Genomic DNA, 19,706 nt, shown 5'->3' on the forward strand with positions numbered 1-19,706 from the left:
CTATTAATTGTTCAAAATTAAAATACAAAAGAGACTCCACCTGTAAAGCTACGTGTCACCGGATAGTTGGTCACACCGGCATTCAGCAGTTCAGGATCCAGATCCTTCACGGAAGAAAGCACGAACAAGTTGGCACCACGGGCAAAAACCTTGATCTTTTTCACCACCGAACTCGGAGAGAACTGATTGAACGTATAGCTCAACTCGACATTCTTCATACGGAAGAAACTTGTATTCTCCAGCCAAAAGGAAGAATTACGGAAGTTGTTCTCACCGGCAGTTGTTGTCAGACGAGGATAGCTTCCGGTCGGGTTGTTTACCGGATGGTAACGGTCTAATGCCAGTTTGGAGTATTTACTTTCTCCATTGTTCCAATAATAGGCATTCGTTGCCCAAGTGTGAACACCCAGTTCGGAGTATCCCTGAAGATACAGCCCCCAACCTTTGTAGCTTACGCTGAAGTCGATACCCAGTGTAGTACGCGGGAATGAGTTTCCAAGTTCTTTCACATCACGACCATCGATAACCTTATCACCGTTCAGATCCCGGTAGGCAATGTCGCCCTCCTGATAATCGGCAAATGTCTGGGTTGCATGTCCGTTGATAGCTACGTCCTTACCAAATAATCCTTCGGCAACCAATCCCATCATAGCATCGGTAGAGCGTCCTACGGTGTAGCGGTATTCTTCACCATGTTTCACCTGATTCCATTTCAATACTTTGTTCTTTGACCATACGAAATTGGCTCCTACCGAATAAGACCAGTCGTTGACGCGGTCGCTCCAGGTGAACATTCCTTCTATACCGTGATTCAAGACAGAACCCATGTTATCCTGGTAAGTAAAGTTGCCTGTATAATCCCCGTAAGATGCATCGACAGAACCGATGATGTCTGTATGTTTTTCACGGAAATAGTTTATTTCGGTATATAAGCGGTTGTTCAGGAACAGACCTTCCACACCGATGTTCCATTCTGCCGCCTTTTCCCATTTCAGGTTCGGATTGCCTGCACGGACAAAAGTAGAATAGTAAGCCGTAGCACCGTTGTTCGTTGTTCCGAACCGGAAACTGCCGTCTTGTGCCCAAGCACGTTCATACAATAAATGTTCCGTGCTTCTGTCATATCCCAGAATACCGGCACTGGTTTTCAGTTTCAGGAAGTTCACGTATTCATTGTCTTTCAGAAAATCTTCATTGCTTAGAATCCAGGCAAGCCCCCCCGCAGCCGAGAAGAAATATTTGTTTCCCGGTTTGAAACGGTTGCTTCCCATCAATGCCATGTCGGCTTCCACAGCATAACGGTGGTCGTACATATAGTTCAGGCGCAATGCGTAGTTGGCATTGATGATGTCTTGGGTTACTCCCTGATTGGTTGTTTTCGAGTACATATAAGTCAGGCGTGCCGATACATCGTGTTTTTGATTGAATGTATTCTCATAACCGGCAAAAGCATTCCATCCCAATGTCTGTTGCAGGGTAGTCGACTTCCGGCTTTGTGAAGTGGCTACATCTGTTTTCTTCATCTGGGTGTACATGATTTTTTCCTCACCGGCAAAGTCACGGTATGTCTTGATGGCATACGTCGGATAGACTTTGCTCAAGGAAAGTTGCAGGTAATCATAGTTGTCGAAAGAGAGGAAAGCTCCGGCTTTCAATCCTTTCGTCAGCATATCAAGATCAAATTTCAAACCGATATTGGTCTGGCTACGCGTATAGCGTTCGTCTGTATATCCTCCGTACATGGTTTCCGCATAAGCATTCATCGGCTGCCGGAGGCTTGCACCGAACAAAGGAATCCCGTCCGAACCGCCTGCCAGTCCGGTTTCTTCCGTTGACATTGTCAGAGGGTATTCATTCGGGCGGTGAGTAGACAAGGCCGTAAATACCTGTCCACAGTCCAGTTGTCCCCATTTGCGCATTTCCATACGTCCGGCAACGTCTGCGGATATAGTCAGGAAATCCGTTACGTTAAAGTCGAGGTTTCCGCGAAGCGTCAAGCGGTTCAGTTGTGGAGTATAGGCAACGTCTTCAAATCCGCTACCTCCTACATATCCGGCAATCAGTGCGTAACGCACTCTGTCGGTACCTCCCGTCATATCGAATGATACTTTCCGGTAATTGGCATTCTTATTCAACAACTGATCATATAAATCAACGTTCGGGTATAACAGGTCATTGGCTCCTTTGGAGTTTTTATATCCTTCCAGTTGCTTTTGGTTATAGTAAGGAGTCATCCCGTCATTGGCACGCGCTTCATTATACAGATTAGCATACTGATAGGAATTCAGGAAATCCGGTGTGCGTGTCATCTGCACCACTCCCACCTCGGCAGTGGCATTATAAATACGGCGGTTGGCCTTTCCTCTGCGGGTAGTTACCCAAAGTACTCCATTCGCTGCACGTGCTCCGTAAAGAATCTTAGCAGTGGCATCTTTCAGCAACTCGATACGTTCAATTTCTTCAGGAATCAAATCCGCAACCGGACGTTCCACACCGTCGATAATAACAATAGCCGTATTTTCCGACATACCGTGCTGGCCACGGATATATAAATCAGGCGTATTATTTCCCAATCCGCTGACCGTAGAGCGGACCTGCAAACCTAACATTTTACCTTGCAGCATATTCGTCAAAGTCAAATCCGGAAACGTTCCGAACTGCCCGTTCTCCAGTACACTCGTTGCACCTACTTCATTCCCTTTATATGTCTTTCCGCCATCGGCTCTGTTCACCAAGGATTCTCCGGTCAGGAACAGAGGCTCTTTCTTCAGGACAATCTTTTCAGGAACGATATTGCTACCTGTCAGTTTATACACTTTATCCTCGTATCCCAAAGCTTCGATCATAACGGTTGCGTCATTCTCCACTTTCGTCTGAAAACGTCCCTTTTCATCTGTATATAGAACGACTGCACCTTCTCCACAAATGATAGAAACATTCTTCAGCGGACTACCTTTCTCGTCGGTAACAATAGAAACTATTTCCACCAAAGGCTTCTTCGCCGACTTTCTCTTTGATTTATTTTGTGCGAAAGTCAGGCTAGAGCCAACGATAAGGACAAATATGAGCCCTATCAGTCTTATATATCTAATCTTGTTTCTCATATACTTTTCTTTATTTTAGGTATCACCATCCGGGGTTCTGTTGAAGATTATCCAAAGCCGCCACTTCATCCATCGGCAACGGATACCAATAATTACGCTTGTTAAACGTCCGCACGGCTGTCTTTACCGGAACATACTCATAGGTGAAGTCGGTCAACTTATAAGTGCAGGCTTTTTCCACTTTCAACTGGTCGGCGGTATAAGAATGGTTGATCGGGGTAGCTTTAACGCCCATAATCGGATATTCACCCTTAAACAAGTCTTCAGCAATCATCCAACGGCGGATATCGTACCAGCGGTGTCCTTCGAACATCAATTCCACACCGCGCTCCCGACGATAAGCTTCTCTAAAGTCCACTCCATCCGGCAGTTCACCGATTCCGGCTCTTACACGGATTTTATTCAATGCCTGACGGGCCGACATCGTACAACCTGTCACTATTGCATCCGGATCACCTGTTGCTTCGTATGAAGCCTCTGCCATATCGAGGTAAACCTGTGAAACACGAATGTATACAGCCACCAGACGATATAATTGGAAACCTGCTTCGCCAAACAAAGGCACACTTGCTTCCGGCCAGATAAACTTCTTACACATATATCCGGTCTGCTGGGAACCTCTCGTAAACTGGTTGGTAGAAATGAAGTTCTCGGAATAACCGCCCGAATAAGTGGTTACATAATAAGGAACACCCTGCAAGTTCTTTCCCCACTGTTCACCGGGGACAAGGATATTGTTAGTGAAACGAGGATCTCTATCCGAGTATGGATCGGTAGTCTTCACCGCATCATAACCGGAACGCGGATCAGTGATCGGATAGTACTTACCATCAGTTCCCATGCGTTCGTACATATCTACCGCATTTTGTGTCGGAGCATTATAAGGAGTACCTTCGGCACCGGTCTTGTTATCATAAGGTTGTGTCAACCACTGCGCTCTGACAAAAGCCGACCAGTTACCGTGATGCCAGCGCAGAAACCATAAGTATTCCGGTTGTGCGAATTGGTTGGAATTAGGCATTAACTGAATACTGCGGTATTCGTCATGATTCATCAGGCGATAATATTCGTGGCTTTCGATAGCGTTGATAGCCTTCTGCGCACTGCGGGCAGCCTCGGCAGCCATTTCTTTTCCATATCCTTTGTTTTCAATGGTATTCAGGTCGTTCTGCATCAAAGGACTGGCCGCATAAAGCTGCGTCATTGCTTTTAATGCCATAGCACCTACTCTGTCAGGCCGACCGTGCTCTACATCCGACCAACTTAATGGCAAATATTCAATGGCTTTATCCAGATCAGTCTGCATCCATGCATTGGATTCCTGATAAGTTTTACGGGGAAGATCGAAGTTGTCTGATGCTCCCCAAAGCTGGTCAAAGATAGGCATTCCGCCATATCGTTTGATGATTTCAAAATAGAAGTAAGCACGCAGGAAGTGAGCCTGTCCCAGCAATTTTCTTTTCTGGTCTTCGGTAATCGATTTCACCTGGTCGACTCCGTTAATCACACGGTTCACGATACGAAGTCCGGTATAGGCACGCGAAATAGCACTTTTGAAATTCGCTCCATCACTTTTACTTCCTATTTCGAAACGTGTACTCGCATTCTCCAGCCAGTTGCCTGCATTGACAAACTTCGACGGGTCATCATCACGGACAGATGCATATTCATCGGACAAATTACCTACCGTTACATACGTATTTGAATAGGAGTTGATGCCATGTGTGAAGATCAATATATCACCATTCAGAAAAATGCGGTCCATGAACCCTAACAAGCTGTTATAGTCTTTATAAACATCATCTTCGGAAAGTCCGTCATCAGGGGAACGGTCCAGGTAGTCCTCACAACTTCCGAAAAACAACCCCAGCATAATGATCCATATCCAATTCAACTTATGTCTTCTCATATCAGTAAATTTAAAGTGTCTCATAATCCTAATCTAAAACCAATATTATAACGTCTCACCATCGGATACACATTCTGTCCCGAATGCTCCGGGTCACGACGTGAATCGCCTTTCGAGAATGTCAGCAGATTGGTACCGTTGATATATATCTGCAGCTTTGTCAGATGCACAGGTTGTAACCAGCGTTTCGGAATCTCATAATTCACTTCCAGATTCTTCAGACGAAGATAAGCATGGTTGGTATACGTATAAGTACTGCCCACCGAGTTGTAATTTCTCTGTACATGAATACTAGGGCGGACGGCTCCGCTCTGAATCGGGGCATCGGCTGTCCATGTGTTCAATGTATTGGGTTGAGCTTTGATGTTACCTGCAGGGAAATCCCACAAGTAAGACGGTATCGCTTCCTTATAAACATCCATGGCACTGTACCACAACATATTGAATCCAAATCCTTTGTAAGAACCTCCCAGCGTAAATCCGAGGGTAGTTACCGGATAGTTCAGGTCTTTCATCGGAACCATATCTTTAGCATCGATCATACCGTCTCCGTTGTAATCAATGTAATACAAGTCACCGGGAATCAGTGTGTTGTGTGCACCGTTGGCAATGGTAGACTGCGCCGAGTTATAAATGTCATCCAACGACTGGAAGTTACCTGTTGCCAGGTACTTGTTGACGTATCCGATTGATTTCCCGGCTTTCTTCAGATATTCACTCTGATTCTTCGGGTCGTCAATAAAGACGACACGGTTCTCGCTAGTTGCAAAATTAAACTTTGCATAATAATTAAACTTTCCGATACGATCGTTCCAAGTAACATCTAGTTCGAAACCATGATTTTTAGTTTTACCCAGATTCACCTGCGGGAAAGCAATACCACTGTCCGCCCAAGACGGAATTGTATTACGAGTCATCAGAATATTATTTCGCTTTTCATCGAACAAGTCCAACGTAAAGTTCAATTTGCCCCACAAACCTATCTCAATACCGATATTCTGTTTAACGGATTCTTCCCAGGTGGCATCCGGATCGGCCAGTTTGCCTTCTTTATATAAAGGTCCCCAATTACTGGTCTGGTATTTACCGAACTGTGCGTTATCGGAGAGTTGCTCGAATTTCTGAATATAGTTGAAACGGGTAGCCCCTTTATCATTACCCACCACACCATACGAATAACGCACTTTCAGGTTGGTCAGTATTCCTTTGGTCCATTTCTTCACCCAAGGCTCTTCACTGATACGCCAACCGATAGAAGCGGACGGGAAGAAACCGAAGCGATGTCCCGGAGCAAATTTTTCCGAGCCGGTATAAGCACCGTTAAACTCGGCCAGGTAACGTTCTTTGAAGTTGTAAGTCACACGACCCACCCAATCTTCTTCGTAAGCCGGGAAGTTCATGACGGCCACATTATCACTAGTCGACTCGTTCATCTTACGGTTGAACACAAACAAGGCACTTACATCATGGTCGCCAAACTGACGGTTGTAATTCAATGCCACTTCATAATACAACTTACGTCCGTAAGCCTTGAATCCGTCATAAGCACCGCCGACAGGTAAATCTCCAGGGGCGTTTTCATCCGGATAGCGTTTCTCCGTATAATTATAAGTAATGGTTCCATCGGGATTGTAAATAGGATTGGCATAATCATACACACGATTGATACGAATATGCGTACGTTGAGCAACCAAATCATCTTTACCCAGAATCTTACCCGGCATAATCTGGGTACTCCATGATGAAGAAGTGGTATAAGACAAGGATGCTTTCAATGATAATCCTTTAGTGACAAAGTCCAGTTTCTGATTCAGGATCACATCATAGAAACCTTGATGTTGCTTAATGTTACGACTCCCCCCTTCTGTCATCAGACAGACAATGTTCTGATCGGAACTTAACCCGTCTCCCCATATTCCATTGCTGTATTTAATCGGAAACTCATTACTCGGAGCCGTGAAGAACGTTCCGAAAAAGCGTTCATCCGGAGAATCGACATTCTCATAATAAGAAGGTTGATTCTGATATCCCATCTTACCGGCTACATTAAATGACAGTTTGGTAGTATTCGTTATATTGAAGTCGAAATTACTACGCCAGTTATAGCGGCGATAGGAGAAGGAAGGATCAAATTCCTCCTGTTTGGTCGTATTAAAGATATCACCGTCATGCAAATAACCCAAAGAAACGAAATAACTCATTTTCTTTGTACCACCTCGTACATTCAGGTTGTAGTTCTGCTCGTAACCTACATTCTTTACCATTTCTTTCCACCAGTCCACTTGCGGGAAAGCATCATTGTAAGGGCCATAATTTCCGGTAGCATACGCATTTTCCCATGCAGCAATGGTAGATTCGGGAACCAGTGCCCCCCAGTTGGCATCATTCGCCTGGGCTCTGTTATACTGTTTCATGGAAGTCACATAATCCGCCCATTCGGGAGCGGCAGACGGTTGCTTGAAGCCAAAGTTGGCAGTGAACGAAATCTCCGGTTTCTGTTCCAGTCCCCGCTTGGTGGTAAGCAGGATAACGCCGTTTGCACCTTTCACACCGTAAACCGCAGTGGCCGAAGCATCTTTCAATACAGAGATGGATTCTATTTCATTCACATCGACATCGTTGAAATCACGCTCGATGCCGTCCACCAGTACAAGCGGCGCAGCTTCTCCCCAAGTGGACTTACCGCGAATCAACAAAGAGGCCTGATCGGCTCCCGGCTTCGAAGTGGAGTTGATGGCAACCACACCGGGCATCTGACCTTGCAAGGCTTCGGACACAGAGTTCACGCTACCTACCTTTAACAAGTCGTCTCCCTTTGCCGTAGCAATGGAACCAACGCTAGATACCTTTTTCTGAACACCATATCCTACCACTACCACTTCCTCCAACGTTTCCGCATCTTCTCCCAAAGAAATGACTCCCAGCGTCGTCTTATTCTTTAAATCCAGTTCCAGAGTTTTATAGCCCACATAAGAAATGACAAGTATGTCTCCTTTCGATGCTTTCACGGAAAAATTACCGTCAAAATCAGTAATCGTACCGCTGCCTGTACCTTTCACGCGAACGCTGACACCTATCATCGGCTCACCGGATACTGCATCCTTCACTTGTCCCTTCCAATAGATTTGTTGTGCATGTACGCTCAATGTACAAAGCAAAAAGCAACAAAGACAGAAGAAAGAAAAATAAAGTCTGTTCCTTTTCATAAACATTATTTTTAACTGTTAACAAATTCTTTATCTCATAGCACAAATTAAGCGGGAAAATCTTCAAATGAAAGGGAAGAATCTCCTTAAAACCCGTACAAATGTGCAAAATAGATTTCTCTACTACATTTCTGAACAAATCATTTCCACATTGGCTTTATGACGTGATCTTTGTCTACGGTGATGCTATATACGCCGTCATTTCCTTTCTCCAGCATAAGCGGAACAATACGCGTTTTACGAGGTTGCACCGTGGAGTCCGAACGATGGACATGATAGACATAATAGTATTTTCCATCCAACCCCTTAAACACATCTCCATGTCCCGATCCGTTTTCTCCTACGAGACTACGATGTATGATCGGACTGTTCGGATGTTTCTTCCACGGACCAAAAGGGGAAGAAGCAGTAGCATAGCCCACCGAGTAGTCAATATTCATAAAATGATTAGCAGAATAGAACAGGTAATACACTCCGTCCCATTTCATAACCGTCGGTCCTTCCATTACTGGTGCGGACTTGTAATTCGGAGTCTTTTCCCAAGGCTCCGTGCAGTCCATACATTGTTTCAACGTTTCCGGTTTGATGCCTCCCTTCTTCATGTCAAACTCGGCTACCCAAAGGTAATTTCCTTTATTAAAACGAACATGATACAGGTAGTATTTCCCATCATCATCCTTAAACAGGAATGAGTCGATATTTTTGGCGGAAGCGTCTATCGGTCTGACTTCTTTCTGACGGAAAGGACCGAATACCGATTTTGAAGAAGCAATCACCGTTTGCTCATTGGCGGTATAAGTGAAATAATAGGTTCCTTTCTCCTTAAAATATTGAGGTGCCCAGAAGCCTTTTTCACCGTACGTACGGTCACCTTTCCGAAGAATCAGTTGCTGGGAACTGCCGTCGGGAACCGTCCAATGCTCCAAATCGGTCGATTCGAGGATGGAAAAGCCCAACGGTTCCTGGTTGCGCGTACCGGTGAGGTAGTACTTTCCATTTTCCACAAAGATAGTGGGGTCGGCAAAAGATATTTCTTTCCAATCATCAGCCTGCAGTTGGGAGACAGATATGAATGTCGCTCCCAAAGCAAGTGTCATTCGTAAGAGGATTTTATTGAATGTATTCATCAGTTTATATCTTAATTATTATATCACTTCTTATTAATCCAGTTCCCATGCCAAACGGGGTTGTTCACCGTCAAGGTTCCATATAGAGTTATCCCAGTCAAGAGTACGGACAGCTTCCATCAAGTTATTGATGGTAGTCAGACCATTGTAACGGTCTACCGTAATGACAGCGTCCACGTTTACGCTGGCTTGGTCAGGCAACATGGGATTATTGGGGAACACACATTCCATAGCAGGATTAGCGTAACAGGAATAAGCGACGTTCTCGCTGTACCGTCCGCATACCTTACCCGATTTGGGCGCAGCTTGAGAGAATAAATACGTATTCCATGCCACGCAGTGATGAACAGTAATACCGCTCCCGGTAGTATTGTTGGCATTACCCATAATACCTCCCACCTGGTTTTGTGCAGATACATCGCAGTCGCTCCAGCAGTAGGATATGGTAGAGGTTGTAGAAGCACCGGACATAGGTTGCACCCATCCTGCTATACCACCACCCGGATTGGCCACCACCATGGGAACCGCTTTCATCACTCCGTGTGAATAGCAGTGGGAAATTTTGCTTCCAAGCAACCGGCTGGCAATACCACCGACGCATGACTGGGTAGTGATATCACCTATATGATAGCACTGTTCTATAGCAGCTCCCTCACGCACTTCACCGCAGATACCACCTGCCGACCACAAAGCAGTAATCTTCGTTTCCGAACCACATTGATAAATCTTACTGTCTGCTCCATGAAGTCGTCCGCAAATACCACCCGCCTGACCGTCGTCCCATGCGGCATTACCCGAAGTCAGACTGATAGTACCTGACACCCGAACATTCTCTACTATACCCGCACCGGAAACATTACCCGCCTGACCAGCAACAATACCCGCAAGTTTCTTATCAGCGGTAACTTGCGCGTTCGTAAAGGTCACATTGGCACACCGTCCTGTCAACATACCGAAGAAGCCTTGATAACCGGATGAAGAAGATGTAATTTTCAGATTATTGATAACGTGTCCGCAGCCGTCGAAATCCACAGGTCTGACAGCAGTGGCTTCCACCGGAGTCCAGTCCGTTCCTTGCAGGTCGATGTCCGCACCCAGACGTACGTAAGTAGTCTGTCCGTCTTTGAGATATTCACCAAGCTTGGCCAAGTCTTTGGCCGCAGTGATGATGTACGGATTACCGATACCACCTTGTTTTTGTTGCAGATAGAAAGTCATGGTACTCTTTTCTTCGTTGACGGCAAGATCGTCAGACTTCAGTTTCAGACCAAGCACGTATTTTTTGGTGTTGTCCAGTGTAGTAAGATCGTGGAAACGCAGACCGACAGTATGCAACACATCGTCACCTTTAAAGTCGAGACTGTTGGCATCCAGGTCATAGTTAGCCGCAGGCAATAGCGTGTATTCCTCGCCAAACGAATGAGCATCGACTACTGCAAATTCCGCTCTCGCTTCCTTTTCGCAATGGCTCTTCTCTACCATAATGGTATATTCATATTCAGGTTCATCCAGATATAGGTCATACTTGCCAGTCTGATTAAGTGACAAAGTGATACCGGAATAAGTAACTTCCGCCTTTTCCGGCTGCGTCAAATCCATGACTTCACCACAGGAAACCAATGAAAACGCCATCAGCGACGCTACAATAGGAATATATCTTTTCATAATTCAATTCTTTTTTAATGATTAAAAAACAGGGATTACCATACCAACATTGTCACCTGACAACCACACTTTTCCACCATCTATCCGAACGACCTCCATCTCCATCTCTTCTTTGAGGAAAGAAACTCCCCGGAATGAGAACGCTGCCTTTATTTTCTGACCGATAGTTGCAGGTTTCCCGGTAAACTTCACATGAATGTATTGGCTTTGATCCGAATTCTGTAAACGATAGGTCAGGCGCTTGGAATTGATTGCAGTCTGAACTTGTTCCTGCTCTGCAAAAATACAAACTCCATCCAAACTATAAAATCCTATTTCGGTATATCCCGTTATATCCTTTCTATCAACGCCGTTTTCAGCATAATCCGTTTTTGCGCAAGAGGCGAAAACCAACAGGTATGCCAATAATACATATATTACTTTCATAAGCGAATAAATTTAAGATCATTACTTTCTAATAGTTGCCGACAATGTTTCTACCGATCCATCCTTATAAGTCACTTCGGCCGTAAGCACTTGCCCGTTCAGGTTCTTATTCACTATATCGATTTCCTGTCCATCCACCTTTAGCTTGTAAGAAGCGACATCAGCCGGCAAATTCAACAGTTGCACCAACGCATATCCATCCACTTGCTGATATTTCAACAGAGGGAACTCTCCCGTCACAAGCTTAGTTTTGACATCATCTTCCCACAACACACTGTCATCCGACTTCAGCAACGCTACATGGTATGTTGTGCCGGGAACAAGATTTTTAACCAGCGTATAATCGCTTTCCGAATCAAGCGGCTGACGCACTACCTCGGTCCCGTCCTTGTCTGTCACCGACAACACTCCCGTCTTATCAGCTCCGTTACCCCAACTAATAAATAACTCCTGTTGTCCTTCGACAAGACTGGAAATTGCCAGCCCATTTTGAGCAGCGATGAAATCAGGATATAATAATGGATTGGGATTGTAGAACCCGTTTGCATCCAGTCCTAAATAACGGGAAAAATAAATTCCTCCAAGCTCCCACATTTCAGTATTCGCATCGTAAACAGCTCTCGCCCCACCGGGAACAACGCTAAAACGCCCGGTAATGGCATACGTATCATATTTCTTGAATACCTCATAAAAAGTCTTATACCAATTCTTCGGATACCAGGAGTAACTCTCAAAAAGACTCTTGAACTCGGCAGCACTAACCGGTGTACCGGCATTCGCCTTTTCAGCTATCAGATTAAGATATTCGTAGATTTTCATTCCGGCTGTATAACCATTCTTGGTTCCCCATTCTCCCAACGCATCGGCCACATGAGGATTCAAAGCACGCACCATAGAGAATTCCGTGCAAATCAGTTTTTTGGTTACACCGTACTTATTGCGGATGATCCGGAAATCATCTTCCGCCTGATTGATATTCAATGCGTGAACATGCAGGTCGAGTCCCACCACATTAGGATTATTATTAACCACAGAGACTACCGCAGGAACCGTTTCGCTCTTCGGCAACTCGGACACACGGTTCAATGCCCCTGCATAAATGTCAAATGTCCAGCCATTCGCCTGCTTCCAAGTAGTCAGCCGATTGGCAAACTCATTCAGGAATGCCCGGTAATCATCACCGTCGGCATGACAAAGATCGGTATCCAATGCATTTTCCCACTCCGGTTCGTTACCCATAACCAAAATGTCAATGTTCTGCGCCATCTGATAAGTTTGCAATAACACTTCCGTTGCCCGGAATATGTACTCCATCTCCTTCGTCCCTACTTTGGGAACCGTATCGGTATATAATTCAAAAGGTATTTTCAGGCTTAATATGAACTTCACGCGGTCGCCCAACGCTTTCTTGGCCTGGATAAATTTCAGTGTGGGAATATGTGTCTTAATGGCTTCTTCTTTCACGCCTACAATTTTCCCGTTTTCATTTTGAAGAAACAGAGCGGGGACATTGACAAACCCTCTCACCCAATTCACTTTCGACTGCTTCAGCATCTCTATTTCCGTAATCGGGTAGTCTATATTTTCATTATAGTTCGCCCCCAAATCCTGCGCCTTTGTTCCCATTGAACATAAGAACAGCAATACAAACATTAAAAAAGCTTTCATTTTCATATACATACTTCAAGGTTAATTGTCCGACATCGAACAGAACAAAGGTAGAGAAATAAATCCCGGTAGAATAGAACGATTGTTTTATCAACGGGATTTATGTTCAGAATAAACATTTGACCTTATTTTAATGGTTCTTCTTCTACTTCACTGCGATAATAACCATCCACTTCGGCAAAGAAATTTTGTTTCAGAGAATCCAGAAGTTCGGGGTGTTGGGCCACCTCGTTCTGATGTTGAGTCCGGTCGGCTTTTACATTGAACAATCCGTATTCGCCCAGGTTGCCTAATTCATTTCCGGTCAGGTTGCGTTCGGAACCTTTATAAGGAGGCATCATGATCCAGTCGCCCGAACGGTAAGCCATACGTCCCTGCGCTTCCAATACTACATCTTTGCGGGCAGTTGAAGCTTTTCCGAAGAAAGCATCGAGGTAATTCCGGCTATCCAGCCCTTCCGGCAAATCGGCATGTACCATTGAACCCAAAGAAGCAAGGATATCCACCTGGCAAACCAGCGCATCGGATACAACCGGCTGAATCTTTCCTTTCCAATAAACAAACAAAGGGATATGCGTACCGCCATCAAACAGACTGTACTTGCCTCCGCGAAGTCCTCCTGCAGGAAGATGATTGCCTGCCAACTCCGGAGCACCGTCTTTGTAGCCGTCATTCAACACAGGACCGTTATCGCTGGAGAAGATAATCAGTGTGTTTTCCAACAATCCTTCTTTCTCCAGGTGAGCAAGCAATTCACCGACACACCAGTCCGCCTCAACGATAGCGTCACCACGAGGCCCCATGGTTGTTTTGCCCACAAAACGCTGGTGAGGAGCGCGGGGTACATGAGGTTCGTGCAAGCCGTAGTACAAGAAGAAGGGAGCATCCTTGTGTTCGGTTACAAAATTCTTCACCTTATCTACAAAATAGTCGGCCATGTCCTCGTCTTTCCAACGGGCTTTCTGGCCGCCTTTCATATAACCGATACGGGGTATTCCGTTTACTATGGAGTTATTGTGTCCGTGTGCCCACTGCATCTTCAACATCTCCGGGTGAGAGATGGCAGTCGGTTCTCCTTCAAAATTCTTCTCGTAACTCACTTCGATGGGATCAGCCGGATCGAGTCCCACGACATCGCCGTTTTCCACGTAAACGGTCGGCACACGGTCATTGGTTGCCGCAATCAGGCAAGAGTAATCGAAACCGATTTCCCTGGCACCCGGTTTGACGGTTTCATTCCAGTTGACATTCCCGTCGCCCATACCCAAATGCCATTTTCCGATAGCTCCGGTCACATAACCACATTGCTGCATCATCTTCGGCAGAGTGAACTGATGCTCATTGATGATAAGAGGAGCATCGCCGGGCAGGATTTTTGCATCCTTATTTTTCCACGGATACATTCCGGTCATCAAGGCATAACGACTGGGAGTGGAGGTCGCCGAAGTGGCATATCCATTCGTGAAGCAGACTCCTCCATGAGCCAGACTGTCGATATTCGGGGTATGAATGGTAGTCGATCCATAAGCGCTGACATCGCCAAATCCCAGATCATCAGCAAGAATCACAATCACATTCGGTTTCTCTTCTACTTGCTGCGAGGTACAACCTACCAAAGACAATGTAGGAACAAGATAGATTAATTTTTTCATCATATTATGCAGTTAATAACGATGCAAATTTAGCCACCGCTTATCTATTTATATAGAACAAATGTTTAATAATGGGGAGTCATGTCCATCCTATACTTATTCCCCCGAAAAATACATCTTTTACCTCATGAAAATACCCAAAAGAGGGTGTCAGTTCTTCTTTGGGATATTATTGCAACTATTTGGTTCAATATCAAAAAACAGTCTCTATAAGATTATCTACCTTTGTTTCTATCAAAAACTCCTACGAATCACCGTCCGGAAAAGAAGAATTATCATCATACTATTTACTCAAAAAACACACTATCATGAAAAAACTCATTCATACTTTGCCACTACAAAGTATAAAAGTAAAACTCTTGGGGCTATTACTCTTTTTAGCGGGAAACTTACAGGCCTGTTCCGATGAAGGAACCGCATCCATTCAAGTCAATGCGGATGTGCTCTACTTTAACGGTACGGGAGAGACGCAGGAACTGCAGATAGAATCTTCAGGGGAATGGACCGTCACAGTGGCCAAAGGGGGAGAATGGTGTCATTACAAGATGAAAGAAAATGCACCCTCTGTCCTGTCCGTATCCACAGACGCCAATCAAACCGGGAAAGAACGCCTGACCCGGTTAATCATCTCTTCCGGCTCCACAGAAAAAAGAGTGGAAATCTATCAAAGGGCAGCCTCATCCTCCACCACCCCCACTTATCCGCAAGTGGATTCAGATCTGCCTCTTTCTTCATTAACCGATGAACAGGGGAATATTCTGCCTGATTTCAGTAATATCGGCTATATGGGTAGCGAGCAGGAGATTCCCGATGTAAAAGTGGTAGAAACCATCGAAGCGCCCGCAAACGGGGCAGATGCCACCCGGTTAATCCAGAATGCGATCGACAAGGTAGCTCAAATCACTTCTGCAACCAATGGTTTCAAAGGAGCCATCCTTCTGAAAAAAGGACGTTACAGCATTTCAGGAACGTTGAACATCCAATCATCGGGAATCGTACTTCGTGGTGAAGGAGAAGATTCTAAAACGGGAACCGTATTGATTGCCGCAGGAAAAGGACAAAGAACTCTCATTAAATTCGAGGGTACGGGTTCTTCTTCTCCCAGTAGTCCTTCTCTATTCAATATAAAGGATGATTACGTTCCGGTAGGACAGTTCTGGGTGAGGGTGTTAAATCCGTCCTCTTTTCAGGTAGGAGATGAAGTGACCATCTATCGTCCCGGAACCGCCCAGTGGATCAGTGATCTGAAAATGAACCAGATTCCGGAAAGAACCACCGGAGACCCTATTGTGCAATGGACTCCCGAAAGCTACAACCTAAGTTACGAACGCACCATCACTCATATTATAGACGATGCGCTGCACTTCGACAATCCCATCATGATGGCTATGGAAACCCCATATAATAAAGGTGCCGTATTCAAATCGAGCTTCAAAGGAAGAATCAACCGGTGCGGAGTTGAGAATATGCTGATAGAAAGCGAATATACGTCTGATACCGATGAAGACCACGGATGGGTTGCCATAGAATTCAATAAGATGGAGCAGAGCTGGGTGCGTAATATCACTTCCAGGTATTTCGGCAACGGACTGGTTAGTTTGAACTCCGGAACCCGGTATGTAACAGTGAAAGACTGCAAATGCCTGGATGCAAAATCCATCATTACCGGTGGAAGACGCTATTCTTACAATATGAATCAGGCACAGCAGTGCTTAGTGATAGACTGTGAAGCCACCGAGGGACGCCATGACTGTGTTACGGGCAGCAAGGGAGTCGGTCCTAACGCATTTGTCAGGGTCAATATACGGAATGCACATGGGGACACAGGCCCTCACCAGCGTTGGAATGTAGGCACGCTCTATGACAACATCAACAGCGACGGTCCGATCAATATACAGGATCGCAGTAACTGGGGAACAGGACACGGCTGGGCCGGAGCCAATCAGGTACTCTGGAACTGCACCGCCAAAGAAGTATGTGTTCAGAATCCCTGGGTATCGGCGAAGAATTATAGTATAGGAACTAAAGGAACCAAACATGCAGGAGACTTTAAGAATCCGGTTCGTCCGGACGGTGTGTGGGTAAGGGCCAATGCCACCGTATCACCTGCCTCTCTTTTCGAAGCACAACTGGAATTACGCAAGCGGACGGGAAGACTTTATCATTAAAGAAGTTGCACAAAAGAAGTTGACGCATTATCTGTCAATTACATACAACAATCCCCTTATTTCAACCCTGTCTTATCAATTAAAAGGGAGAAATAAGGGGATTTTCTTTAGAGGAGTTTCAACCTGTGAGATGTCTATTTACCGATTACCGCATCCCAAGTCGTTGCAAAACGGAAGTTACCGATGTTTCCTTTATAGTTCTTGCGATACCTGTAATAGATTGACTTCAGCCCGTTTTTCAGTTCATCTCCTTCGGCATTTGCAACCAGCCCATTTGCCGGTTCGCCCTGACTCAAATCCGGATTGACATACAAAACAGCCTGCTTCTTGTCATAATCCACTTTCAGTACCAATAAATGCGTCTGATTATAATCGTAAGTTTCAGTACCCTCGGTACAATCCGTACGTACCGCCACACCGAATTTAATCTTGTCTTTCCCTTCACCGGCCACAAACACTTTGCCGCGCACGGCCCTGCTAAGCGGATTAATATCCAAGCCTGCAAAATCATAAAACTTAGTGGAACCCAGTTTCTCGAAATTGACCAGAAAAGCCAGATAATACGCACCACGGGCATACTCCTTATTGCTCTTCGTCAACGGATAAACACTCACCCGGTTCAACTGCCCTTCGCCCGCCAGATTAATCGACGGTCCGCCCTCATTGTAACCTTTATAAGAAAGCGGCTCACCGATAACAGGTCCCTCTTCCACTTCCACCGCTTTCGCATTGAACGCACCATACCAGGCATTGAAACGCGGTGTATCCTGATCGCTCGTATAAACTCCCTTTTCCAACTGATCCCCGGGTTTATACCCTTTCAACAAATTATTCCTCAAGGATTGTGCATGCCCCATCAGAGCAACAGCAACCATGATTACCAATAAACATACTTTCTTCATCATTCGATATTTTATTTAATTTGGATAAAACACTTATTTCTGATAATAAAGGTCGAAAACAATGGTAGCATCAGCAGCATCATTGGAGCCATCCAGTTCATTGATCTGACGAATCAGCATAATACCGATCTTACCGTTCTTCGAACTCTTGAAAACAACTACGCCATTCAGATCGAACCGGTCTCTTCCCACAGACTCACCAGGCTTGATGCTCTGCACAGTGATACGGTCTATCTTCGAAGTTCCATCGAACAAAGCCGGAGTCGCCGTTTCCGAAATTTCCGCCAACTGATCGTTTCTGACTAAATCTATAATGTTCTTCTCCTTTTCGATACTTTCCTGAAGCACGAGGAATTTAGTCTGAATATCGGCATATCCCGGGAACATCGTGACAGCAGTCTCTTTATCCTTGGCATCATCTTTGGACGTTGTGAAAAGATTCGTCCCGTTACATCTGAAGTTCCTAAGATTATGAGCAATCTTATCGAAATTACCCAAAGCAAAAGCAGGACCGGAATAAGTGTTTGCAATCAAATCTATTTCCGAACGGCGTTTCTTGTTCTCGTCGGCATTTAATGTAGGATCGTCGTTCATGTAGCAGGCAGTCTGTATATCCAACTGGCCGGCATCGGTCACTGTCAACAGACAGCCGAAATCACGATTCTGTGCACTTCCCATCATTTGATTTTTGAACACCAGCACTTTGGCTCCGGGTTCGGGAGGCGTCACTTCTTCTTTCACCGTGCAAGTCACCGCATCAAACATCACCTCTTTCGCTTTGCCATTCATCGTGTAAGCCACTATCAAAGAATAAGAGCCTACCGGCATATTCTCCGGAACGGTGAAAGTCAGATTTCCACTTGCCAGACTACTGTTGGTCATCGGAGTATCTTCGATAGTAAGCTGCTTACGCAGGCTGACTTTCGTTACCACCACCTCTTCCCAGTTACTCATTCCCACCGTTACCGAAGCACCGGCTTTCAAACTACCCAGAGCGGCTTTTGCAGCATTCACGTCTGCAAGCTCAAGTTCCTTTTCTTCGGGTTCCGGCTCCGGTTCCTGCACTTCAACAAACCGCTGATAGGTATATGTTTTCTCCGTTTCCGGACTGCCCGTATCATATCCGTAAGTAATCTCTACCGTATTGCCGTCCTCACTTAGTTTGAACCGGTGCTTGTCTCCGCTCTGATAAATCAATACCGATTTATCCACCACACGATATTTGCCCTGCAAATCCACATGTTCGAGTGCCTCCGTCTCTATATTATAGGTACAGATGTACGAAGTGTGATCGGCATTGAAGGTCGCTACAAACTTCTGTGATGTGCTTTCGCGTGTCCAAATTCCCTCCAGCAGGTTATTTCCCAAGTTCTTATCCCAGTCATCGTCCTTGTCGCAGGATACAAACAGGCAGGACGTAAGAGACAGTAATACATAAGACACCAGATGCAGTGTCCGATTAAAAAGAATGCTTTTTTTCATAATAATATGTTTTTCAATTCAACAAATTCTACGATGGTAAAAATAGACACTTCCTTTCCAATCTATTTTCTAATATGCACCAAAGAATTGCAGATTCCTTTTCGCACTTATAATTTTCCGTCGAAACCTTATAAGAATCGTTCAACTATCTATTTGATGGGGAAAAGGGTACAAAATAATGGGAATCTTTGGGAGGTATTTTACTGTTTTTTGCTATATTTGATGTAGTCTGAAGGTATTTAATTGACTACAAATAGATTAAAAGAAACTCGCATGAGAATAGGCAACGGATAAGAAATTGGTAAAGTGCTTTGATACACTATATTTCTCATGCTGTCAAACAACTCTTATTTGTTTGCAAATATAATATTATTGCAGGTAAAAATCAAAAATAACG

11 protein-coding genes are annotated in these 19,706 nt (G+C 45.0%); 1 reads left to right on the forward strand and 10 read right to left on the reverse strand.

The window, feature by feature from the left end; all coding sequences use genetic code 11:
• Positions 1-17 precede the first annotated feature (17 nt).
• The 8 genes from AB3G73_RS16610 to AB3G73_RS16645 all read right to left on the reverse strand — a co-directional run bounded on the left by AB3G73_RS16610 (position 18) and on the right by AB3G73_RS16645 (position 14,757).
• Entirely contained in the window at positions 18-3,104 is a 3,087-nt protein-coding gene (locus tag AB3G73_RS16610; RefSeq protein ID WP_195648724.1) for a SusC/RagA family TonB-linked outer membrane protein, read from the reverse strand.
• 22 nt (positions 3,105-3,126) lie between these two features.
• Positions 3,127-5,013: a RagB/SusD family nutrient uptake outer membrane protein gene (locus AB3G73_RS16615; RefSeq protein WP_148367789.1), complete on the reverse strand. Its 1,887-nt coding sequence runs from the start codon at positions 5,011-5,013 to the stop codon at positions 3,127-3,129.
• Between the two features lie 20 nt (positions 5,014-5,033).
• Positions 5,034-8,219: a TonB-dependent receptor gene (locus AB3G73_RS16620; protein WP_148367790.1), complete on the reverse strand. Its 3,186-nt coding sequence runs from the start codon at positions 8,217-8,219 to the stop codon at positions 5,034-5,036.
• 140 nt (positions 8,220-8,359) lie between these two features.
• Entirely contained in the window at positions 8,360-9,346 is a 987-nt protein-coding gene (locus tag AB3G73_RS16625) for a glycoside hydrolase family 43 protein (protein ID WP_195648723.1), read from the reverse strand.
• A 33-nt stretch (positions 9,347-9,379) separates the two neighbouring features.
• Entirely contained in the window at positions 9,380-11,011 is a 1,632-nt protein-coding gene (locus AB3G73_RS16630; RefSeq protein ID WP_148367792.1) for a DUF1735 domain-containing protein, read from the reverse strand.
• Positions 11,012-11,032: 21 nt separating this feature from the next.
• On the reverse strand, positions 11,033-11,437 hold the full coding sequence (locus tag AB3G73_RS16635; protein ID WP_148367793.1) for a hypothetical protein: 405 nt from the start codon (positions 11,435-11,437) through the stop codon (positions 11,033-11,035).
• 21 nt (positions 11,438-11,458) lie between these two features.
• Complete coding sequence (locus AB3G73_RS16640) at positions 11,459-13,117, reverse strand: hypothetical protein (protein ID WP_148367794.1); 1,659 nt, start codon at positions 13,115-13,117, stop codon at positions 11,459-11,461.
• A 113-nt stretch (positions 13,118-13,230) separates the two neighbouring features.
• On the reverse strand, positions 13,231-14,757 hold the full coding sequence (locus tag AB3G73_RS16645) for a sulfatase-like hydrolase/transferase (protein ID WP_367745439.1): 1,527 nt from the start codon (positions 14,755-14,757) through the stop codon (positions 13,231-13,233).
• A gap of 308 nt (positions 14,758-15,065) precedes the next feature.
• On the opposite strand from AB3G73_RS16645, the gene AB3G73_RS16650 reads away from it, so the two are divergent.
• Positions 15,066-16,925, forward strand: a complete 1,860-nt coding sequence (locus AB3G73_RS16650) for a BACON domain-containing protein (RefSeq protein WP_367745247.1) — start codon at positions 15,066-15,068, stop codon at positions 16,923-16,925.
• A 134-nt stretch (positions 16,926-17,059) separates the two neighbouring features.
• Here the strand turns inward: AB3G73_RS16650 and AB3G73_RS16655 are convergent, their stop codons facing one another.
• The gene (locus tag AB3G73_RS16655) at positions 17,060-17,830 is read right to left on the reverse strand and encodes a hypothetical protein (protein ID WP_320978185.1); all 771 of its coding nucleotides are present in this window, start codon (positions 17,828-17,830) and stop codon (positions 17,060-17,062) included.
• Between the two features lie 30 nt (positions 17,831-17,860).
• Complete coding sequence (locus tag AB3G73_RS16660) at positions 17,861-19,309, reverse strand: hypothetical protein (protein ID WP_367745248.1); 1,449 nt, start codon at positions 19,307-19,309, stop codon at positions 17,861-17,863.
• Between the last annotated feature and the right edge of the window lie 397 nt (positions 19,310-19,706).

The sequence above is a fragment of the Bacteroides sp. L008 genome, from assembly GCF_040812255.1.
GTDB classification, from domain to species: Bacteria; Bacteroidota; Bacteroidia; order Bacteroidales; family Bacteroidaceae; genus Bacteroides; species Bacteroides vicugnae.